This window comes from Rhodococcus sp. NKCM2511 (assembly GCF_014905595.1).
GTDB classification, from domain to species: Bacteria; Actinomycetota; Actinomycetes; order Mycobacteriales; family Mycobacteriaceae; genus Rhodococcoides; species Rhodococcoides fascians.
Genome location: NZ_BNHJ02000001.1, coordinates 2,900,799 through 2,918,952, shown reverse-complemented (window position 1 = coordinate 2,918,952; position 18,154 = coordinate 2,900,799). Strand labels below are relative to the sequence as shown.

At 62.9% G+C, this 18,154-nt stretch carries 16 protein-coding genes; 9 read left to right on the top strand and 7 right to left on the bottom strand.

The window, feature by feature from the left end; genetic code table 11:
* Window positions 1-19: 19 nt before the first annotated feature.
* The 7 genes from JLZ96_RS13555 to dnaA all read right to left on the bottom strand — a co-directional run bounded on the left by JLZ96_RS13555 (window position 20) and on the right by dnaA (window position 8,432).
* Complete coding sequence (locus JLZ96_RS13555; protein ID WP_374758049.1) at window positions 20-1,117, bottom strand: 2Fe-2S iron-sulfur cluster-binding protein; 1,098 nt, start codon at window positions 1,115-1,117, stop codon at window positions 20-22.
* A 32-nt stretch (window positions 1,118-1,149) separates the two neighbouring features.
* Entirely contained in the window at window positions 1,150-2,067 is a 918-nt protein-coding gene (locus JLZ96_RS13550; RefSeq protein ID WP_032371404.1) for a metal-dependent hydrolase, read from the bottom strand.
* A 167-nt stretch (window positions 2,068-2,234) separates the two neighbouring features.
* Window positions 2,235-2,795: a DUF721 family protein gene (locus JLZ96_RS13545; protein WP_027494996.1), complete on the bottom strand. Its 561-nt coding sequence runs from the start codon at window positions 2,793-2,795 to the stop codon at window positions 2,235-2,237.
* A complete protein-coding gene (recF, locus tag JLZ96_RS13540; protein ID WP_201010355.1) occupies window positions 2,792-4,024 on the bottom strand; it encodes a DNA replication/repair protein RecF in 1,233 nt (410 codons plus the stop codon). The genes JLZ96_RS13545 and recF overlap by 4 nt, the downstream gene beginning before the upstream one ends.
* Entirely contained in the window at window positions 4,025-4,951 is a 927-nt protein-coding gene (gene gnd / locus JLZ96_RS13535; protein WP_032407751.1) for a phosphogluconate dehydrogenase (NAD(+)-dependent, decarboxylating), read from the bottom strand.
* Window positions 4,952-5,055: 104 nt separating this feature from the next.
* The gene (dnaN, locus tag JLZ96_RS13530) at window positions 5,056-6,240 is read right to left on the bottom strand and encodes a DNA polymerase III subunit beta (RefSeq protein ID WP_027494999.1); all 1,185 of its coding nucleotides are present in this window, start codon (window positions 6,238-6,240) and stop codon (window positions 5,056-5,058) included.
* 659 nt (window positions 6,241-6,899) lie between these two features.
* The gene (dnaA, locus tag JLZ96_RS13525) at window positions 6,900-8,432 is read right to left on the bottom strand and encodes a chromosomal replication initiator protein DnaA (RefSeq protein WP_027495001.1); all 1,533 of its coding nucleotides are present in this window, start codon (window positions 8,430-8,432) and stop codon (window positions 6,900-6,902) included.
* A 622-nt stretch (window positions 8,433-9,054) separates the two neighbouring features.
* On the opposite strand from dnaA, the gene rpmH reads away from it, so the two are divergent.
* The 9 genes from rpmH (at window position 9,055) to JLZ96_RS13480 (ending at window position 18,152) form a co-directional block, all read left to right on the top strand.
* Window positions 9,055-9,198, top strand: a complete 144-nt coding sequence (gene rpmH / locus JLZ96_RS13520; protein ID WP_026347786.1) for a 50S ribosomal protein L34 — start codon at window positions 9,055-9,057, stop codon at window positions 9,196-9,198.
* Window positions 9,199-9,228: 30 nt separating this feature from the next.
* A complete protein-coding gene (rnpA, locus tag JLZ96_RS13515; RefSeq protein WP_201010354.1) occupies window positions 9,229-9,609 on the top strand; it encodes a ribonuclease P protein component in 381 nt (126 codons plus the stop codon).
* Entirely contained in the window at window positions 9,606-9,935 is a 330-nt protein-coding gene (yidD, locus tag JLZ96_RS13510) for a membrane protein insertion efficiency factor YidD (protein WP_027495003.1), read from the top strand. The genes rnpA and yidD overlap by 4 nt, the downstream gene beginning before the upstream one ends.
* Window positions 9,936-9,939: 4 nt before the next feature.
* Entirely contained in the window at window positions 9,940-11,031 is a 1,092-nt protein-coding gene (gene yidC, locus JLZ96_RS13505; protein WP_032385250.1) for a membrane protein insertase YidC, read from the top strand.
* A gap of 25 nt (window positions 11,032-11,056) precedes the next feature.
* On the top strand, window positions 11,057-11,749 hold the full coding sequence (locus JLZ96_RS13500; protein ID WP_167329011.1) for a R3H domain-containing nucleic acid-binding protein: 693 nt from the start codon (window positions 11,057-11,059) through the stop codon (window positions 11,747-11,749).
* Between the two features lie 2,651 nt (window positions 11,750-14,400).
* Window positions 14,401-15,078 (top strand): 16S rRNA (guanine(527)-N(7))-methyltransferase RsmG, encoded by a 678-nt coding sequence (gene rsmG / locus JLZ96_RS13495; RefSeq protein WP_032371601.1) that lies wholly within the window; start codon window positions 14,401-14,403, stop codon window positions 15,076-15,078.
* 76 nt (window positions 15,079-15,154) lie between these two features.
* Window positions 15,155-16,156 (top strand): ParA family protein, encoded by a 1,002-nt coding sequence (locus JLZ96_RS13490; RefSeq protein WP_236253950.1) that lies wholly within the window; start codon window positions 15,155-15,157, stop codon window positions 16,154-16,156.
* A 3-nt stretch (window positions 16,157-16,159) separates the two neighbouring features.
* Window positions 16,160-17,236 (top strand): ParB/RepB/Spo0J family partition protein, encoded by a 1,077-nt coding sequence (locus JLZ96_RS13485; RefSeq protein ID WP_048318998.1) that lies wholly within the window; start codon window positions 16,160-16,162, stop codon window positions 17,234-17,236.
* Window positions 17,237-17,471: 235 nt separating this feature from the next.
* Complete coding sequence (locus JLZ96_RS13480; RefSeq protein ID WP_201010353.1) at window positions 17,472-18,152, top strand: GNAT family N-acetyltransferase; 681 nt, start codon at window positions 17,472-17,474, stop codon at window positions 18,150-18,152.
* Window positions 18,153-18,154 lie beyond the last annotated feature (2 nt).

The window sequence follows — 18,154 nt, the reverse complement described above, 5'->3', positions numbered from 1 at the left end:
GGTAAAACCGGCGATTCGGCTACAGATCGAGGACGATCCGTTCTCCGTCCGACCGCGAGACACAGATCAACATCTCGTGCCGCTGCTCCTCGGTCGTCAACCGATTCTCTCGATGCTGTGGTGTTCCGCTGAGCACTCGCACCCGGCACGTGCCGCAGAAACCCTGCTGACACGAGTACGCGACATCCGGCCTGATGCGTCGAATCGCATGCAGCGCAGTCTCTTCCGCACCGACCGACAAAATCTCGCCGGAATCGACGAGCTGCACTTCGAATTCCGTCCCGTTCTTCACCGGCGGCGGTGAGAAGCGCTCGAAGTGCAGATGCGTGGCCGGGAGGGCGTCGAACGAGGCGCGAACGAGGTCGATCATCGGCGGCGGACCACACACGTAGACCGAACCGCCGGGGGCCGTCGAGCCCAACAGATCCATGCTCGACGGCATGCCGTCCACGTCGTCGGTGCGCACGGTGACCCGGGCGGGATCCCAGCCCTCGATCTCGTCGAGAAACGGCATCGACTCGCGGGAGCGGCCGCAGTAGACGAGGTGCCAGTCCATGCCCAGATCGCGGGCACGGCGCACCATCGAGATGATCGCGGTGATGCCGATTCCACCGGCGACGAACACTGCCTGTTCGGACGGTACGAACGGAAACCCGTTGCGCGGCCCCCTGATCGCCACCGCAGTGCCGACCGTCAGGGCATGCATCTCCGGAGATCCGCCGCCGCCGTCCGGCACGAGTCGTACTGCGATCGAGTACGTGTCGTCGCCGGGCAATCCGCACAGGGAATACTGCCGTCGGCGACCGGACGGGAGGTAAAAATCCAAGTGCATTCCCGGTGCCCACGCCGGCAGAGCCGACCCGTCGGCGGCGGCGAAGGTCAGCTGGACGACCTGTTCGTCGATGCACAGAACGTCACGGGAGACCAGTGTCAGTTCTCGGGTACGCGCGACGGGAGGCGCCGCGAACGAGGCGTCGTACTCACCGTTGTCGAGGAGGGCGAACCACTTGTCCAGTGCATCGGTGACCAGCGACACCGTCTGATCCGGCTCGTCGCGCCCGTACAGATTCTGTGGAATCGTGCGGCCTACTCGGAACGAGTCGACCTTTCGAGCCATCGCGTCGAGCCTGCTCCGCAACGTGCGTTTGGTCATCGATCAGCGGACCGCGCCGCCGGCGAGGTGGCGAGATACTGCACGGCCTGGGCCGTCGAGCCTTCCTGAGACGGGTGATATGTGCTCTTGAAGTACCGCAGGGACGCCTTGACCATGGACATCGGCGTCGGAAACAGACCGGACTTGGCGACCCGTCGGAATTCCCGGAACGACGGCGTGCGCTCCTTCGGCGACAGATGCGCCAACGTCGGATCCTGGCTCATGAGGTAGCGCACGCCGCGCGTCCAGAACCAGACGAGAGTGGGTGCAATGACCACGTAGGTACGGATACGCCGGGCCGGCCGAACGTCGAAGTAGCGCATCACCTCGTACGCCACCGAACGATGCTCCACTTCTTCGGCGCCGTGCCACCGCAACAGATCGAGCATGACGGGATCGACGTCGGCTTCGTCGAGCTCGCGCGCGTTGAGGACCCAGTCGCCGAGGAACGCGGTCAGATGCTCGGCGGCTGCGATCAAGGCCAGCCGCTCCACCAGGCTGTTCTGGCCGTGGCCCGAGCGATTGCCGAGTGCGCGTCCGAACAGGAACTTCATCTGGTCGACGTACGGATCGACATCGATGCCGTGGGCCCGAAGCTGATCGTGGACCTCGGTGTGGGCCTGTGCATGCATGGCTTCCTGGCCGATGAAGCCGATCACGTCGTCGCGCAACTGATCGTCGTGGATGAGCGGCAACGCCTCTTTGAACGTGCGCACGAACCACTCCTCGCCCTCGGGCAGAAGCAGGTGCATCACGTTGATCAGATGGGTGGCCAGGGGATTGCCGTCCATATAGTGCAGCGGCAGAGTTTCCCAATCGAATTCGACGTTCCGAGCGTGCAGAACCACTCTGTCTTCGGGGGTCCCATCGACGTCGACCGCCGTTGTCGACGCCTTCTTCGTAGGTGCAGACACAACTTCTCCTCGTCCGATGGCCGCATGGAACAGTATTCGGTCCCCCGACCGTTGCGTGTCCCGAATCACGCTACGCATACCAACTGTCTCACAGCAACACTGCCCCCAACATCTGTTGAGGATCACCTGGACCAGGGGCTACGTCGAACGCGAATTGGGAACAGTCACTATCCGTAGGTGTCCCGCGGACCACGACCTTTGACATGGCGCTCGCCTTTTCGCCAGCTCTGCGTCGTCGGCCCGGTGATCCGAAGCGACGTCACCACACCGTGGCCCACCGCCGCCGCGATCTTCGCCAGAATCTGCGACTGCATCAGTCGGAGCTGAGTCGCCCACGCAGTCGACTCGGCGGAGATACTGAGCACTCCGTCCTTGAGGCCAGTGGGGTCGGCGTGCGCCGAGATGTCCTCACCGACGACGCTGGGCCACCGCCCCAGCACGGCACCCTCGGATACCTTGGCCGACCAACCACGCTTGGACGCGATCGAATTGGCCAGTGCTCCGAACGCCTGCGGATCTCGATCGTCGGGGCCCGCTCCCGACCAACCCCGTCGTCGACGCCCCCGCAGTGCCCGGACACCCCCGGTCGGTGACGAACGACCTTGACCGACCGACTTGCCGCTCGCCTTGGCCGCGGCCCGGGCATCTTCGAGGGCCCGCCGAGCAAGGTCGACGCCTTTCAACTCCGGCTGCTCATCCGGTGCCGGTGAGTTCGTGTCGTCGCTCATGACACCTCACTCTCCGACGTCGACAGCTCGGTGATGGTCGAAATACGCCCTGCCGCACCGGAATCGGATTCCTGACGAGCTTCGACACCGTAGCGTCGTGCATCGAGTTCGGGTGGCACGTCCTCGGGAACCGCGGCGGTGATCAGTACCTGTTCCGCGTCGGCCGCGACCGCCGCGAGGGCCGTGCGCCGCTTGCGGTCGAGCTCGGCGAACACGTCGTCGAGCATTAGGACGGGGTCGGTCCCGTCCTCGCGCAGCAACGAAAAGGAGCCGAGCCGAAGAGAGAGTGCATACGACCACGATTCACCGTGGCTGGCAAAGCCTTTGGTGGGTCGGTCGCCGAGCATCAGTTCCAGATCGTCTCGATGGGGCCCGACCAGACACACCCCACGTTCGATCTCTCGCTGCCTCATCACCGAAAGTTGGTGCAGGAAAGCAGCTTCCAGCACGTCGACGTCGTCGGACTCCGGTGCTCGGCCGGCATCGGAGAATTCCGGCGGCAGTGCCTCGGCGAGACTGCAGCGATAGGACAACGTGGCGAGCCGGGACTCCGGCGCGATCGACTCGTAGGCCTGCTGCACGAAGGGCATCAGCTCGTGTACCAAAGATATTCTGGCCGAAAGCAATCGGGCACCGTGGGCGGCAAGATGGCCGTCCCAGACATCGAGCGTGGCCAGAGCGCTCGAGCCGTCGCTGGACGACGAGCCTCGGCGCAACGCCCCGCTGGCGGTCTTGAGCAGTGCCGACCGCTGACGCAGCACCTTGTCGTAATCTGCACGCACAGCGGCCATTCGAGGAATTCTGGTGGTGAGCAGCTCGTCCAGATACCGACGGCGCTCACTCGGGTCTCCGCGCACCAGAGACAGGTCCTCGGGTGCGAACAACACACTCTGGAGTACACCCAGAATTTCTCGTGGCCGACGCAGCGGAGACCTGTTCATCCTCGCCTTGTTCGCCTTGCCCTCGAGCAGTTCGACGTCGATGATCAACTCGCGTCCGTGATTGACCACGGCGCTGCCGACGAACGCGGTGGACGCGCCTGCCCTGATCATGGGCGCATCGGTCGAGACCCGGTGCGAGGACAGCGTCGACAGATAACCGAGTGATTCCAGCAGGTTGGTCTTACCGTGTCCGTTGGGCCCGACGAACACGGTCGATCCCGGGCCCAGGTCGACGATGACGTCGTCCCAGGACCGGAAATCGTGAAGTTGCAAAGACCGGACGAACACTTACTCGGTGTTCTTCGGCGCGGGTGCGCGCAGTGTCTCGTCCGCATCCGCCTTCTTGACGGCATGCCCGCCGAACTGGTTCCGCAACGCCGACACTGCCTTCATGGCAGGCGAATCTTCTTGTCGCGAAGCGAATCTCGCGAACAGAGCTGCGGAGATGACCGGGGCGGGTACGGCATGCCGAATGGCTTCCTCGACGGTCCATCGACCCTCGCCGGAGTCCTCGGTGTACCCCGAGATCTCACTGAACTCCGGATCCTGACCGAGTGCCTCGACCAACAGATCGAGCAGCCACGACCGCACGACGGTGCCCTTGCTCCAGGCCCGCAGCACGCCCTGCACGTCCTGCACCAATTCTTCGGCCTCGAGGATTTCGTAGCCCTCGGCGTACGCCTGCATCAGACCGTATTCGATGCCGTTGTGCACCATCTTCGAGTAATGCCCGGCACCGACAGGGCCGGCGTGGACGAAACCGTCCGCGCGCTCCCCTTCCGGACGCAGGGCGTCGAAGATCGGCATTGCGCGTGCAACGTGCTCGTCGTCGCCGCCGACCATCAGGCCGTAGCCGTTCTTCAATCCCCAGACACCGCCCGAAACTCCGGCATCGATGTAACCGATTCCCTTGGCGTCCAACAGTTCTGCGTTGGGCTTGTCATCGGTGAAACGTGAGTTTCCACCGTCGATCACCAGGTCGCCCGGTTCGAGAACATCCCCGAGCCCGATGATGGTGTCCCGGGTGATCTGGCCGGAGGGCACCATCACCCACACCACTCGGGGAGCGGTGAGGGATTCCGCGAGACCGGCGAGTGACGGGGTGTCCGTCACCTCGGGCCTCGGGTCGTAACCGATGACCTCGTGGCCGTGCTCGCGCAGCCGCTCGCGCATGTTGAAGCCCATTTTTCCGAGACCGACCAAGCCCAGCTGCATGAGGAAGCGTCCTTGTCTGTGTCAGGTGTAATTCCGGTCGAGCGGGAGTGGAGTCGGCGGAACGACTCGTCCGATCCCGCAACGTCAACAGTAACCAGGCAGGATCAGCCCGGCAGCCTGACCGGCATCAACAGATAGGTGTATTGGGACTGAGGCGCCGCGAACTTGCCGGAATCGTCGGGCACCAGCTCCTCGTCCGACGTCGGACGCAGCACCGCAGGCCGACTCGGGGTGGTGAAACCGAACGTGACCTTCTCGCTGTGCAAGGAGGACAGGCCGTCGATGAGGTACCCCGGGTTGAACGCGATGGTGAGCGCCTCGCCCTGGAAGTCGGCCGGCAGAGCTTCCTCGGCGCGGCCGGCATCGTCGCCGCCTGCCGAGAGCAGCACACCTTCGGCGTTGAATTCCAGACGCACCTGCGCACCGCGTTCGGCGACGAGTGCCACGCGCTTGATGGCCTCGACCAGCGGCGCGATCTCGAGTGTTGCGACGGCGGTGTGCTCTGCCGGGAGCAACTGACGGAACTTCGGGAATTCCGCATCGAGCAGACGAGTGGTCGTGCGGCGCCCGTCGCTGACGATTCCGAGCAAACCGTCGCTCCCGATGGAGGAACCCGAACCGAGAGCGAGCTCGACGGGCGAACCCGCGTTGCCACCGAGAGTCTTGGCCGACTCGGACAGGGTCTTCGCCGGAATCAGCACTGCGGTGGTGGTGTCGGCGCCGGCGGGAGTCCAGTCCACCTCACGAACCGCCAACCGGAATCGGTCGGTCGCAGCCAGCACGACGTTGGTGCCGTCGATCTCGACACGGATACCGGTCAGCATGGGAAGCGTGTCGTCCTTGCCCGCCGCAATGGCGACCTGGGCAATTGCCTCGGAGAAGACATCACCGGCCAGCGAACCGGTGTTGCTGGGCAACTCGGGTAGCTGAGGATAGTCCTCGACCGGCATCGTCGGCAGCGAGAATTTTGCGCTTCCGCAGTTGACGAGAACGCGAGTCCCGTCGACGGTGACGTCGACGGGCTTGTTCGGCAACGACTTGGTGATATCGGCAAGTAGCTTGCCCGACACCAGAACTCGTCCTGCGGTGGCCACTTCGGCCGACACCTTCACCTGGGCGGAGACCTCGTAATCGAAGCCCGAGACCGTCAGACCCTGTTCGTCGGCAGCAAGCAGAACGCCACCGAGAACGGGAACGGGCGGCCGGGACGGCAGGCTGCGGGCCACCCACGCCACGGAATCGGAAAAATCTTCACGAGCAACGCGAAACTTCAAACTTCCAAGCTCCATCGCTCGGCATTTCCTCTCGTTCGGGGCATTCGTGTGCACAGTCGAGCGGTGCGACCACGATCGTCGCGGCTCCAACCGATGCAACGACGAGTCTGGCACATCCAGCGCAAGCACACCGTATGCCCTTCGAGACGAAGTTGAAAGCTCGGGCGAGGCCGCGAAGGGCACCGATGCGGTCGTCGGAAGGGGGCTGTGAACGGATCGTTCCCCAACACCTGTTTTCAAAGAAGTTCTTTCAAGGAGAAAACAGAAGTATTAATAGGTCCTGTGCAATCTGTGCATGGAGCCCTCGCGATGCTGGTGGCTCGGCGTGGTGTCGTGGGGATGAACTCGGGACCAATCTGCGGTTGACGGACGGCTGCCTGTGGACCAATCGCATCGGTGCACAGGCGCCCACATTCCATCCCCAGAAGTCGACGGTTGTCCACATGGTTATCCACAGGTGTGAATCAATGGTCGTCGGCTCCGAAATGTCATCCGATTCGGCCCAGAATCGGCGCGGAATCGACCCAGATTCGATCCGGAATCGACTGGAGATCGTGTTCGATCGACGCCCGAGTCGAACCGAGGCGGCACCGATCACCGACGAAAACGGCGACGGCGCCGACCCCCGCGATGGGAATCGGCGCCGTCGCCGTCGTTGCCGAAGGACTGTGGAGCTATCGCTTCGAGCGCTGCTTGATGCGCGCCGTCAACTCCTGGACCTGGTCGTAGACCTTGCGACGCTCGGTCATTTCCTTGCGAATCTTCTTGTCCGCGTACATCACCGTCGTGTGATCTCGGCCGAACGTCTGACCGATCTTCGGTAGCGACAGGTCGGTGAGCTCTCTGCAGAGATACATCGCGATCTGCCGGGCCATGGCCAACGCTCGGGCCTTACCCGGTCCGCACAGGTCCTCGATGGAGGTGTCGAAGTACTCCGCGGTGACGGCCATGATCGTGGCCGCGTTGATCTCCAAGCTGGACGAATCGGGAATCAGGTCACGTAGGACGACCTCGGCGAGGGTGAGGTCGAGGGCCTGTCCGTTCAACGAGGCGAATGCCGTCACGCGAATGAGGGCGCCTTCGAGCTCGCGGATGTTGCGCTCGATGCGGCTGGCGATCAGCTCCAGGACGTCGTGCGGCACGTCGAGTCGATCCATCCGAGCCTTCTTGCTCAGAATGGCGATCCGCGTCTCGAGCTCCGGTGGCTGGACGTCGGTGATCAGGCCCCACTCGAAGCGGGTACGCAGCCGCTCCTCGAGGGTCGCCAACTGTTTGGGTGGTCGGTCGGACGAGACGACGATCTGCTTGTTGGCGTTGTGCAGCGTGTTGAAGGTGTGGAAGAACTCTTCCTGGATACCTTCCTTGCCCTCGATGAACTGAATGTCGTCGACCAGCAGCACGTCGGTCTCCCGGTAGCGGCGCTTGAACGCCACCTTGCGGTCGTCACGGAGACTGTTGATGAAGTCGTTGGTGAATTCCTCGGTGGAGACGTACTTCACGCGCATGCCCGGGAACAGGCGCTGCGCGTAGTGCCCGGCCGCGTGCAGCAGGTGCGTCTTGCCCAGGCCCGATGCCCCCCACACGAACAACGGGTTGTACGCCCGGGCGGGTGCTTCGGCGATGGCGACCGCGGCGGCGTGCGCGAACCGGTTGGAGGCGCCGATCACGAACGTGTCGAAGGTGTACTTCGAGTTGAGGCTGTTGGCACCCGACGACGGTGGCGTCGACTCCGGTGGTTTGGTGAAGTACGTCGGCCACGAGTTCTGGACGCTGGCGAGGGCTTCCCGCTCGTCGTCCACTTCCTCGTAATCGGCGGTCTCGGAGTCCGACGGCTCGTCGTCTCTGCTGGTCAGGACGCGGCGCCGGTACGTCGGGGAACTGACGGCATCGGGATACGTCGAGCGCTCGGTTTCGAGCTTCTCGTCCTCGGGAGCCGAGATACGAACGCCGAGACCTTCGACACCCTGTCCCAGATGACGCCCCAGAGCTCCCAGGATGGGTTCGCGCAGGTCGCGTTCGATCGCTTCCTGAGCGAAGGTCGACGGGACGGCGAGCAGAGCGAAGCCCTGAGTCAACGTGAGCGGTTTGACCAGCGCGAGCCAGGCCTTCTGGCCCTTGGTCAGCGGCGACCCACTGTGTCGGTCGGACGTCAGCTCCGCGACTACCTCGGGCCAGATGCGCGCAAGCGCATCCGGATCGTCGTTCACGTCGATCCCTCCGTCGTCGAGCTTGTAGGTCTCGCCGGACTCCGACAACCGATTCGGTGCGGCGTTTCGAACCCGCGCAACCGCGTCGTCGGATAGCGTCGTCGATCGTGCGCCTCCGCGGCCGAGACAAGGGTCCTTCGGTGGACCCCGCAAGGTACGAATATGCCACCTGAACTGTGTTTCCACACAATTATCCACAGGTGTGGATAAACGACACCGATGTGAGCCCAATCGTCGCCGAGTGGCGTGGTAGTACGTATACGACAGTCTGACCTGCGGCGATAGCCATTGTCAGTCGTTCGATCGCAGCAACGACCAGTTGCGCGGCGCCGCGGAACGACAGATATTGTCGACTCTTCGGCCCGTCCGAGGTCTCGTTGTCCGTGGCCTGTGTATGAATCGACGGATCGGTCGATGTCGAGCGAGTTTGACCACCGGTGACTCGATCAGTACTCTCGAACAGTCACCCAATAGCGAGGTGGCCGATGCTTGCTGGCTGCTCACAGTCTGTCTTCACTCGGATTTCTCGCTCGGGAGGCTAGCGAGTTCATCCGAACTCGCTGAGAACCTTTACAGCAGGCGCCGACAGATCGGCGTCTTCGAATCTCGAGGAGTGTTGACCGTGGCCAAGGGCAAGCGGACGTTCCAGCCGAACAATCGCCGCCGCGCGCGCGTTCATGGCTTCCGTCTTCGTATGCGTACCCGTGCGGGTCGTGCAATCGTTTCCGCACGTCGCGGCAAGGGCCGCAAAGAACTCACAGCCTGATAACCGTTCGTCCGAAGCTTGGAGCTCGGGATGCTTCCTGAGCCGAATCGGCTGCATCGCGCACGTGACTTCACCGTGGTGATGCGTCGAGGACGCCGAATGGGTAGATCGGACCTGGTCGTACACGCAGCTGCGCGTCACGAGCAGGACATCGCATCCACCGTTCATGGGCCACGTTTCGGATTGATCGTCAGCAAGGCAGTCGGGCCGGCCGTAACTCGTCATCGAGTTGCGCGCCGGCTTCGGCATATCTGTGCTGAGGTGATCGACGGGCTCGCGGTGAACACCGACGTGGTCATTCGAGCACTTCCGGGTGCTGCGCATGCATCCTCGGCAGATCTACACGTTCAACTGCGTTCAGGTTTGAAGAAGCTCGGTCTACTCGAAGCTCCGAAGGGTCCGCCGTCATGACATTCATGGGCAACCTTCGTTCCATTCCTGCTCGAACTCTCGTCTACTGCATCGTGTTGTACCGGACCTATGTGTCCCCGATGCGGCCCCCTACCTGTCGCTTCTCCCCCACCTGCAGTGAATACGCCATCGAGGCGCTCCAGGTGCACGGGATGCCGAAGGGCTCGCTCCTGGCAGTCGTCCGCCTCCTCAAATGTGCTCCCTGGCACTCTGGAGGCTGGGACCCGGTGCCCGAACCCGGTAGGTGGCGCGCAACCGTCACCGAGCTGACCGAAACCGAAGAACACCACGATCTCCTGCGAGTGGAAGAACAGAGGAGTACATAGAGCCGTGCTCGACTTCATTTACTACCCGGTTGCCTGGATTCTCTGGGTGTGGCACAAGGTGTTCGGCTTTGTGTTCCAGGATCCCAGCAATGGCTTCGCCTGGGCATTGTCCGTCGTCTTCCTCGTCTTCACCCTCCGGCTGATCCTGTACAAGCCCTTCGTCAAGCAGGTCCGCACGACGCGGCAGATGCAGGAACTGCAGCCGCAGATCAAGGCGCTGCAGAAGAAGTACGGCAAAGACAAGCAAAAAATGGCCGTCGAGATGCAGAAGCTGCAAAAAGAACACGGCTTCAACCCGTTGATGGGCTGCCTCCCCGTGCTGGCACAGGCACCGGTGTTCATCGGCCTGTTCCACGTGCTTCGCTCGTTCAACCGCACCGGTACCGGTGTCGGGCAGCTCGGCCTGAGTCCGGAAGAGAACCGCGAACTCTCGAATTATGCGTTCAGCGTTGCCGATGTTCAGTCGTTCCTGGATGCCCGCCTGTTCGGCGCTCCCATCTCGGCCTGGATCACCATGCCGCAGGATCAGCTCAACGCCTTCGCCGTCGGTCCCGACGCGACCATTCCGTCCACGTGGGTCATCGCGGCTGTGTCCATTCCCCTGATGATCATTGCGGCCGTCATGACGCACCTGAACTCGCGTGCGTCCGTGGCCCGGCAGAGCGCCGCCGCGGCCGCAAACCCGCAGTCCGCGATCATGAACAAGCTCGCCCTCTACGTGTTCCCGCTGGGTGTTCTGGTGTTCGGTGCACTGTTGCCCGTCGCCATCCTGCTCTACTGGGTCAGCAACAACACCTGGACCTACGCGCAGCAGCACCTGGTGTTCGGCAAGATCGACAAGGAAGAGGCCGCCAAGGTAGCGGCCGCCGTCGAGAAGCGCTCGGAGAATGCGCCCAAGCCAGGAGTGAAGCCGGTCTCGACGACAAAGCCCAAGCCCGGTGCTCGGCCGAAGCTCTCGAAGATGGCACCGACGGATGACGAATCCACTACCGATACTGCAAGTACCGGGACGGACTCTTCGTCAGGGTCTGCCACCCCGAGCAAACCGCGACCGCAGGCGAACAGGAACAAGTCGACCAAGCGCAAGCGGCGCTGACCGACACGTCGAGAGAAGGACGAACATGGCAGCGCACGCCGAAGAAGCACAGAACGACGAAGTACGGAACGCAGCAGCTGGGGATGGAGTGGGTGACGTGATGGTCGAGACCGATCAGGTGAGTGCCGTCGAGACGGAGTCCGACGACGAAGCTACTGTCGACGACGCCGTACAAAAGACTCCGTCGGTCCCCACGAGTGTCGATGACGTTGCGGACTCGAATGACGACGATTCGGATGAGGACGACGAAGACGACGAGGATTACTTGGTCGAGGAAGGCGAAATCGCCGGCGACTACCTCGAGCAGCTTCTGGACGTGCTCGACTTCGACGGAGACATCGACCTCGACGTGGAGGGTGATCGCGCGATCGTCAGCATCGACGGCGGAGACGATCTCGCCAAGCTCGTCGGTCGCAAGGGCGAGGTACTCGACGCTCTGCAGGAACTGACCCGTTTGGCTGTGCAGCAGTCGACGGGCGAGCGCAGCAAGCTGATGCTCGACGTCGCCGGGTGGCGTGCCAAGCGACGCACCGAGCTCGGGAACCTGGGTGCCGAAGCAGCACGTCGAGTACTCGAATCCGGAGAGCGTGAGGAACTGACTCCGATGACTCCGTTCGAGCGCAAGATCGTGCACGACGCAGTCGCCAAAATCGACGGCGTTGCGAGCGAAAGCACCGGCGTCGAACCCGCTCGACGGGTAGTCGTCGTCAAGGCATAGCGACACTTTCGATAGTCGATGGCCCCCACTTCGGTGGGGGCCATCGTCGTTTGTGGTGAAAGCTTGGGCATGAATTGCACTGATGTAATTTGCCTTGGGTGTTGGCGATCGGATGGGCTCCGAGAGCGAAAAATATAGGGCCCAGCGGTATCGGACGCTTTCGTCACTGTGACGGGTGGTTGCAGGGCGGCTCTGTCCGTGATTCCACGTGACGGACGATGTTTCACGTGAAACGAACGCTGAGGCAGATGTCGATTGATAGGTCGAGGTGGCTCGCCCTTGTGGCGGTCATACGCACGACGATCATGCGACCGGATCCCGTTTGGTCGACAGCCGATGATCGAGGAATGCCTCGCGGCTCGGCGAGGTCGAGGGTGTCAACCAACTCTTGGACCCCAGCCGATTGCGAGCAGTCGAGACCGCCCATCGTGCAGACCCTCGGAAGCGCCTGCATAGTTCTTCGGCATCAACGCACGTGGTTGGTCAGTGCAAGTCCGGGGAAGGATCAGTCACGGTGGGACAGCGGACTACACGACCGTCGGTTCGCTTGCCGCGATGCGCGCCCGCAGCGGGGACTTCGTCACCGTGGCCCATTGCGCGATGACACGGCAGGCGGGCCTCGGTGTAGCGGGCGCGCACACCGGGCTAGTTCATGACCTCGAACTCTGCTGTCGTGTCTGGAGAAGGTGTGCTCCTCACTTGCCGAGACGCTATCGGATGACGACGAGGGCCGATCGACGGACGGTGGGCTGTCACCGTGCTGTGCGTGCTGCGCGAACCTCTAGAGGCATGAGGCGTAGCAGGATTCGTCTGGGTGAATTCTGTGATGACCTTGTTCTGGATTGCGACGGCGGAGTATCCAGGGGCGGCGATGATGCAGGGTGGTGTCGGATGATCATGGCTGGTTCGCCATGGCTACGTGTGGCGGCCGGCAGTTTCGTAGTCACCGTCGGTCGCTTCACGCTCAGCGGGACTCGATACACCAGCATCGGATCGCGAATGTCTGCGAACGCAGGATCACCCATCGTGGGTGCGCCCCGGCGTCGCATTATGGACACGACGGTCGCGTAGGGAGAACCACCTCCCCCCGGGTGACTTACGAGGGGCGCGGACGCGTGTGCGTGTTTCACGTGAAACAGTCGGGTTTCTGGCCGGTCGCAACCTATCGAGACTGGGCTCGATTGGACTGATGCCGGCTCGCCCTATGCTTCCGCCCCCAGTTGCTCAAGGAAGGATCGACGTCGCCGCTCTCGATCGACGTGCAACTGTCGTCTCCGAATTGCGTCTGCGGGTGAAGTGATCCAACCGATCGGAGGCACACCCGAGGGCTGCTCGCGAATCTGATGTCCAGACTTATCGTCAGCAGGACCCGTTGTAGAACTTGGCGCCGAGGGCGACTAACGGTCATCGAGACTACGGCGACGTCGACAGCGAACGTGACGCGCGGAGAGTCGGATCGTGTTTCACGTGAAACACGTTCGAGGGCACGATCGTGCCCTCGAAGCGTCCGACGGTTTTGAATACGCTCCGGCCGATGCTCACGACATTCGGCGGGCCCGGCTTGAGGAGCAGTCCGAACCGGGCTTCGATCTTGCGACCGGTCGACCGGCGCTCGCGACAGCCGGCGGTAGCCGGGCGCGAGGAGCAGTCCGAGCCGCGCGACATTTCGCGACAGGACAAACGATGCCCGAAGCTGTCCGGTTGTATCCGAAAGCGTGGGTGCGCCAATCGCGGACGACCCCACGGCGGGTGCTCGCAACAGCCGGTCCGAACGAGGGGGTGCGGCGTCGGCTTCGAGCTTGGTGCTGTGGGGCGAGGCTGTGGTCGAGAGTGAGGGCGGCGTGTAGCAGGCTCGGTCGAGGCATGATCGATTGCGGTGTCATTCGCGCGACGGCTCTGCCGATGCTGTTCGACCCGAGTGACCTGTCCTGTTTCACGTGAAACAGCGAAAGGTGCCCGACAGCACGGAGACGGCCATTAGAGAACGACTCGTCTCGACGAAGTGGTTCCTCCGATCCTGGGCGGGATGGCGGATGCACTTCAGTGAACGCGGTCCCCAACGCCGTCCTCGGGTGTGCTCATCGCATCGCCGGATTCTGTTGGACTCGTGATGGTGGTCCGGTGAATGTGTCGGTGGGGTGCTTTCCCTTGGCGGGCTCGCCCAGTGTCTATGGAGCAACGGTCGTAGGCGGCCCGGCCGAGGACACATGACGGCGGTGGGTACGGGGCAGCGATCCATTTCGAGTCCCCGGCCTGACGCTCTCCAGTGAATAGGAGAAGGGAAGAGCGCTCGTACTGGATGGGTCTAGTCGTACGGGCATTTCGTTCACCATCGCCGGGCCGAGAAGTCCCACTCGATGTGGATCGGTGCACAAGTTCTTTGGAGTGCGCTGAGGACACCGGGTCGGTCGCTCGAAGTACACGCAACCGTCGCCTCCCCAGCCGTCGGACCGTGGCGCGGTTTCACGTGAAACACCGGCGTACGCGGCAACGGCGAAGTGTTGGGAAAGATGAACCGTCGAATCGGAGCGGGCGCGGACGGCCGTCCGGGTGTGCTCGACCCATCGAATCGTGACTCCAACTCCCGGAACCTCGCGATCTAGTTGACTTACAGAGGTGTCGTTTGGCGATCCGTGCCCAAGCGCGGGATGATGTTTCACGTGGAACAAGAAGCGTCGGATAGCACCGAGTTGATGGCCGTCGCCGAGCAGATGTTCGGAGATCGACTGGATCTCGCTCGGAGATATCACGAGTCCTTGGCTACCGCCGGAGTCGAACGGGGGCTGATCGGTCCACGCGAAGTTCCGCGACTCTGGGAGCGGCATATTCTCAATTGCGCCGCGATCGGCGAACTCATCGACGAGGGCGAGACTGTGGTCGACATCGGCAGCGGTGCCGGTCTGCCCGGTATCCCTCTTGCCATCGCTCGACCGGATCTTCGGGTGACGCTCGTCGAGCCTCTTCTTCGGAGAACCGTCTATCTGGCCGAGTTCATCGACGAGCACGATCTGAACGTGTTGGTCGTACGTGGGCGGGCCGAGCAGCCCGGCGTGAAGAAGGAAGCCGGCGGCGCGGATGTCGTCACGTCGAGGGCTGTGGCCCCGCTGGAGAAGCTCGCCAAATGGTCTCTCCCCCTCGTTCACGAACGCGGCCGGATGCTCGCGCTGAAGGGTTCCAGCGCGAGTGAAGAGATCGAACGCGACAGGACTTCCCTCACCCGTATGGGTGCTGGCAAGCTGGAGGTCGTGGAGTGCGGTGTCGGTCTTCTCCCGACACCCACCATCGTCGTCAGGGCAGTCCGTGAGCCGCGGCGGCTCAGTCGCCACTGATGATCGATTGCGGGAATCGCCCCGCGCCGTTTGTATCGAACGTAGAACACATTCAGTTCCGCACTAAGGAGCACATATGTCGGGTGGGTCGGATCCCGCTGTTTCACGTGAAACAGAGTCCAAGAAGAAGTCGTCGAACGCAGCCGCCACCAAGGCGGGGGTGACGAGTGGCTTCGAGTACACCAACTCGATTTCGACCGACGACACCCCGATCGGGGCCGCCGCGCACCGGGCCAGTCAGGTCCTTCACCCGGGATCGGTGACGCTGCCCAAGCCAGCGAAGCGCCGCATGCTGACGATTGCGAATCAGAAGGGCGGCGTCGGCAAGACCACGACGGCGGTCAACCTCGCAGCCGCACTCGCGCTCCAGGGCCTGACGGTCTTGGTGGTGGATCTGGACCCTCAGGGCAACGCCAGCACGGCACTGGGCGTCGAACATCATTCCGGTGTGCCGTCGAGCTACGAGGTGCTCATCGGCGAAGTGAAGGCCAAAGACGCGATCCAGCAGAGCCCGCACAGTGAACGGTTGTTCTGCATCCCGGCAACGATCGACCTCGCGGGCGCGGAGATCGAATTGGTCTCGATGGTGGCCCGGGAAGGACGCCTCAAGACGGCGTTGTCGGTCGAGGAGTTGGCCGGACTCGACGCCGATTTCATCCTCATCGACTGCCCACCGTCACTCGGTCTGTTGACTGTCAACGCGCTTGTGGCGGCCACCGAGGTGCTGATTCCCATTCAATGCGAGTACTACGCACTGGAAGGTGTGGGGCAGCTGCTTCGGAATATCGAGCTGGTTCAGTCCCATCTCAATCCTGAATTGCACGTCTCGACCGTCATCCTCACGATGTACGACGGCCGCACCAAACTGGCCGATCAGGTCGCCGAGGAAGTGCGCAAGCACTTCGGTGATGCCGTGCTCCGTGCCGTGATTCCGCGAAGTGTGAAGGTCTCCGAGGCACCGGGGTACGGCATGACGGTGTTGGATTACGACCCCGGTTCGCGCGGAGCAATGAGTTACTTGGACGCCGGACGAGAGCTCGCTGCTCGCTCGGCCGGCATCGACGCACGAAAGAAGTAGGACATGAGTCAAGCACGTAAGGGCGGTCTGGGGCGCGGACTCGCGTCGCTCATCCCCACGGGCCCCGATGCCGGACCGCGCCTCGGTAACGCAGCAGCCGACGTCATCATCGGTGCCGACCGCAACGCCAAGGACAAGCCGGACACGTCGACGAAGCCCAAGCGGGCAGCGGCGTCCGACGACACCACAGAGACCGCAACGGCGCCTACTCCGACGCCGCCGGTGCTGAACGGGGACGACCTCTCCCCTGTCGGTGCCGTGTATCGGGAGATCTCGCCGGACCGAATCGAGGCCAATCCCAAGCAGCCGAGGCACGTCTTCGACGACGAATCCCTTGCCGAACTGGTGCACTCGATTCGCGAATTCGGCCTCATGCAGCCGATCGTGGTGCGTCTCGTATCCGGTTCTGCGGCTGCAGGAGATGCCAAGTATCAACTCGTCATGGGCGAGCGGCGGTGGCGCGCGAGCCAGGAAGCGGGCCTGGAGAAGATCCCCGCGATCGTCCGGGAAACCGCAGACGACGCAATGCTGCGCGACGCACTGCTCGAAAACATCCATCGCGTACAGCTCAATCCCCTCGAAGAGGCGGCCGCATATCAGCAGCTGCTCGAGGAATTCGATGTCACGCACGAAGAGCTCGCGGCAAAGATCGGACGGTCACGCCCCGTCGTGACCAACATGATCCGTCTGCTGAAGCTGCCGATTCCGGTACAGAGACGTGTCGCAGCCGGTGTCCTGTCGGCGGGACATGCACGCGCACTGCTGTCGTTGGACGCGGGATCGGATGCACAGGAATCGTTGGCTGCGCGCATCGTGGCCGAGGGTCTCTCGGTGCGAGCGACGGAAGAAGCCGTCACTCTCGCCAATCGCGAGGACGGTAAGTCCCCCGAACCAGCGGCGAAGCGCAAGCCGATCCAGATGCCCGGCCTTCAGGATGTGGCCGATCGCCTCTCGGATTCGTTCGATACGAGGGTGACAGTGAGTCTGGGTAAGCGAAAGGGCAAGATCGTCGTCGAATTCGGGTCGGTCGACGACCTTCAGAGAATCGTCGAGATGATGGAAGCTCAGAAGAAAAAGTAGCCGCGTTTTTTCAGGACCAGTCATACCAGGGCGTAACGTCACTGTGACGTATATCGACGACGAGTGGTCCGGAAAACGGCGAGTTGGATCGAAAACTATTGTGATGCACTAGGTTTCGAGGATCTTCCCCGATCACCAGGTAGCGCGAGCCCGTCGCCTATCCTGGTCGAGGAGAGAATCGGCTCCCCACCGAGAATCGAGCGGTGGAACGACTGCACGGAGGCTGAGGTACGCGGTGTCGGCGATGGTGACCGGAGTGACCCTCGGCTCGTTCGAACATCTGCCGGTACATTCTCGGCGGTGTAGCTTCTGGGTCCTCGATCCCACGTCCGACGGCGCGGCAGTGGACCTCGAATTCGAGAACGAGGTGTGGCTGTCGACGATCATGCTCGAGTGGGGATCGTGCGGACAGCTGTTGTCCGTGGACGGCAACACGATCGGGTGTGCGCTGTATTGCCCGCCCCGCGCAGTTCCTCGGGCGTCGACCTTCCCTACTTCGCCCGTCAGTCCCGACGCGGTCCTACTGACCCAGCTTCGTATCGACTCCCCGGCCGATGCGGATCTGCACTCGGCAACCCTGATTCAGGCGGTGGTCGGCGATCTCGTCAATCGTGGTGTTCGTGCCTTGGAGGCCTTCGGCATTCGCCACAATGCGGACGACGCGTCGCCGGCAATTCCCAAAGCGACGGCACATGCGACGTGCTCGGCTGCGACATGCATGATCGACGCCGACTTTCTGGAGAAGGTCGGCTTCGAGGTGGTGGCGCCGCATCACAGGTTCCCGAGACTCCGCCTCGAATTGGATCGCGATCACGGGTGGAAGCAGGACGTCGAATCGGCGCTCGAGCAATTGCTGGTGGCGGCGAGTATCTCGGTGGTCGACATCGAACAGAAGTCGACGGTCGGAGCTCGCTGAAC

Bases quoted from the DNA above. Each gene is read 5' to 3' on its own strand.
- JLZ96_RS13555 (WP_374758049.1), bottom strand. From the start codon at position 1,117: ATGGCTCGAAAGGTCGACTCGTTCCGAGTAGGCCGCACGATTCCACAG.
- JLZ96_RS13545 (WP_027494996.1), bottom strand. From the start codon at position 2,795: ATGAGCGACGACACGAACTCACCGGCACCGGATGAGCAGCCGGAGTTG.
- gnd (WP_032407751.1), bottom strand. From the start codon at position 4,951: ATGCAGCTGGGCTTGGTCGGTCTCGGAAAAATGGGCTTCAACATGCGC.
- dnaN (WP_027494999.1), bottom strand. From the start codon at position 6,240: ATGGAGCTTGGAAGTTTGAAGTTTCGCGTTGCTCGTGAAGATTTTTCC.
- rnpA (WP_201010354.1), top strand. From the start codon at position 9,229: ATGCTTCCTGAGCCGAATCGGCTGCATCGCGCACGTGACTTCACCGTG.
- yidD (WP_027495003.1), top strand. From the start codon at position 9,606: ATGACATTCATGGGCAACCTTCGTTCCATTCCTGCTCGAACTCTCGTC.
- JLZ96_RS13500 (WP_167329011.1), top strand. From the start codon at position 11,057: ATGGCAGCGCACGCCGAAGAAGCACAGAACGACGAAGTACGGAACGCA.
- rsmG (WP_032371601.1), top strand. From the start codon at position 14,401: ATGTTTCACGTGGAACAAGAAGCGTCGGATAGCACCGAGTTGATGGCC.
- JLZ96_RS13490 (WP_236253950.1), top strand. From the start codon at position 15,155: ATGTCGGGTGGGTCGGATCCCGCTGTTTCACGTGAAACAGAGTCCAAG.
- JLZ96_RS13485 (WP_048318998.1), top strand. From the start codon at position 16,160: ATGAGTCAAGCACGTAAGGGCGGTCTGGGGCGCGGACTCGCGTCGCTC.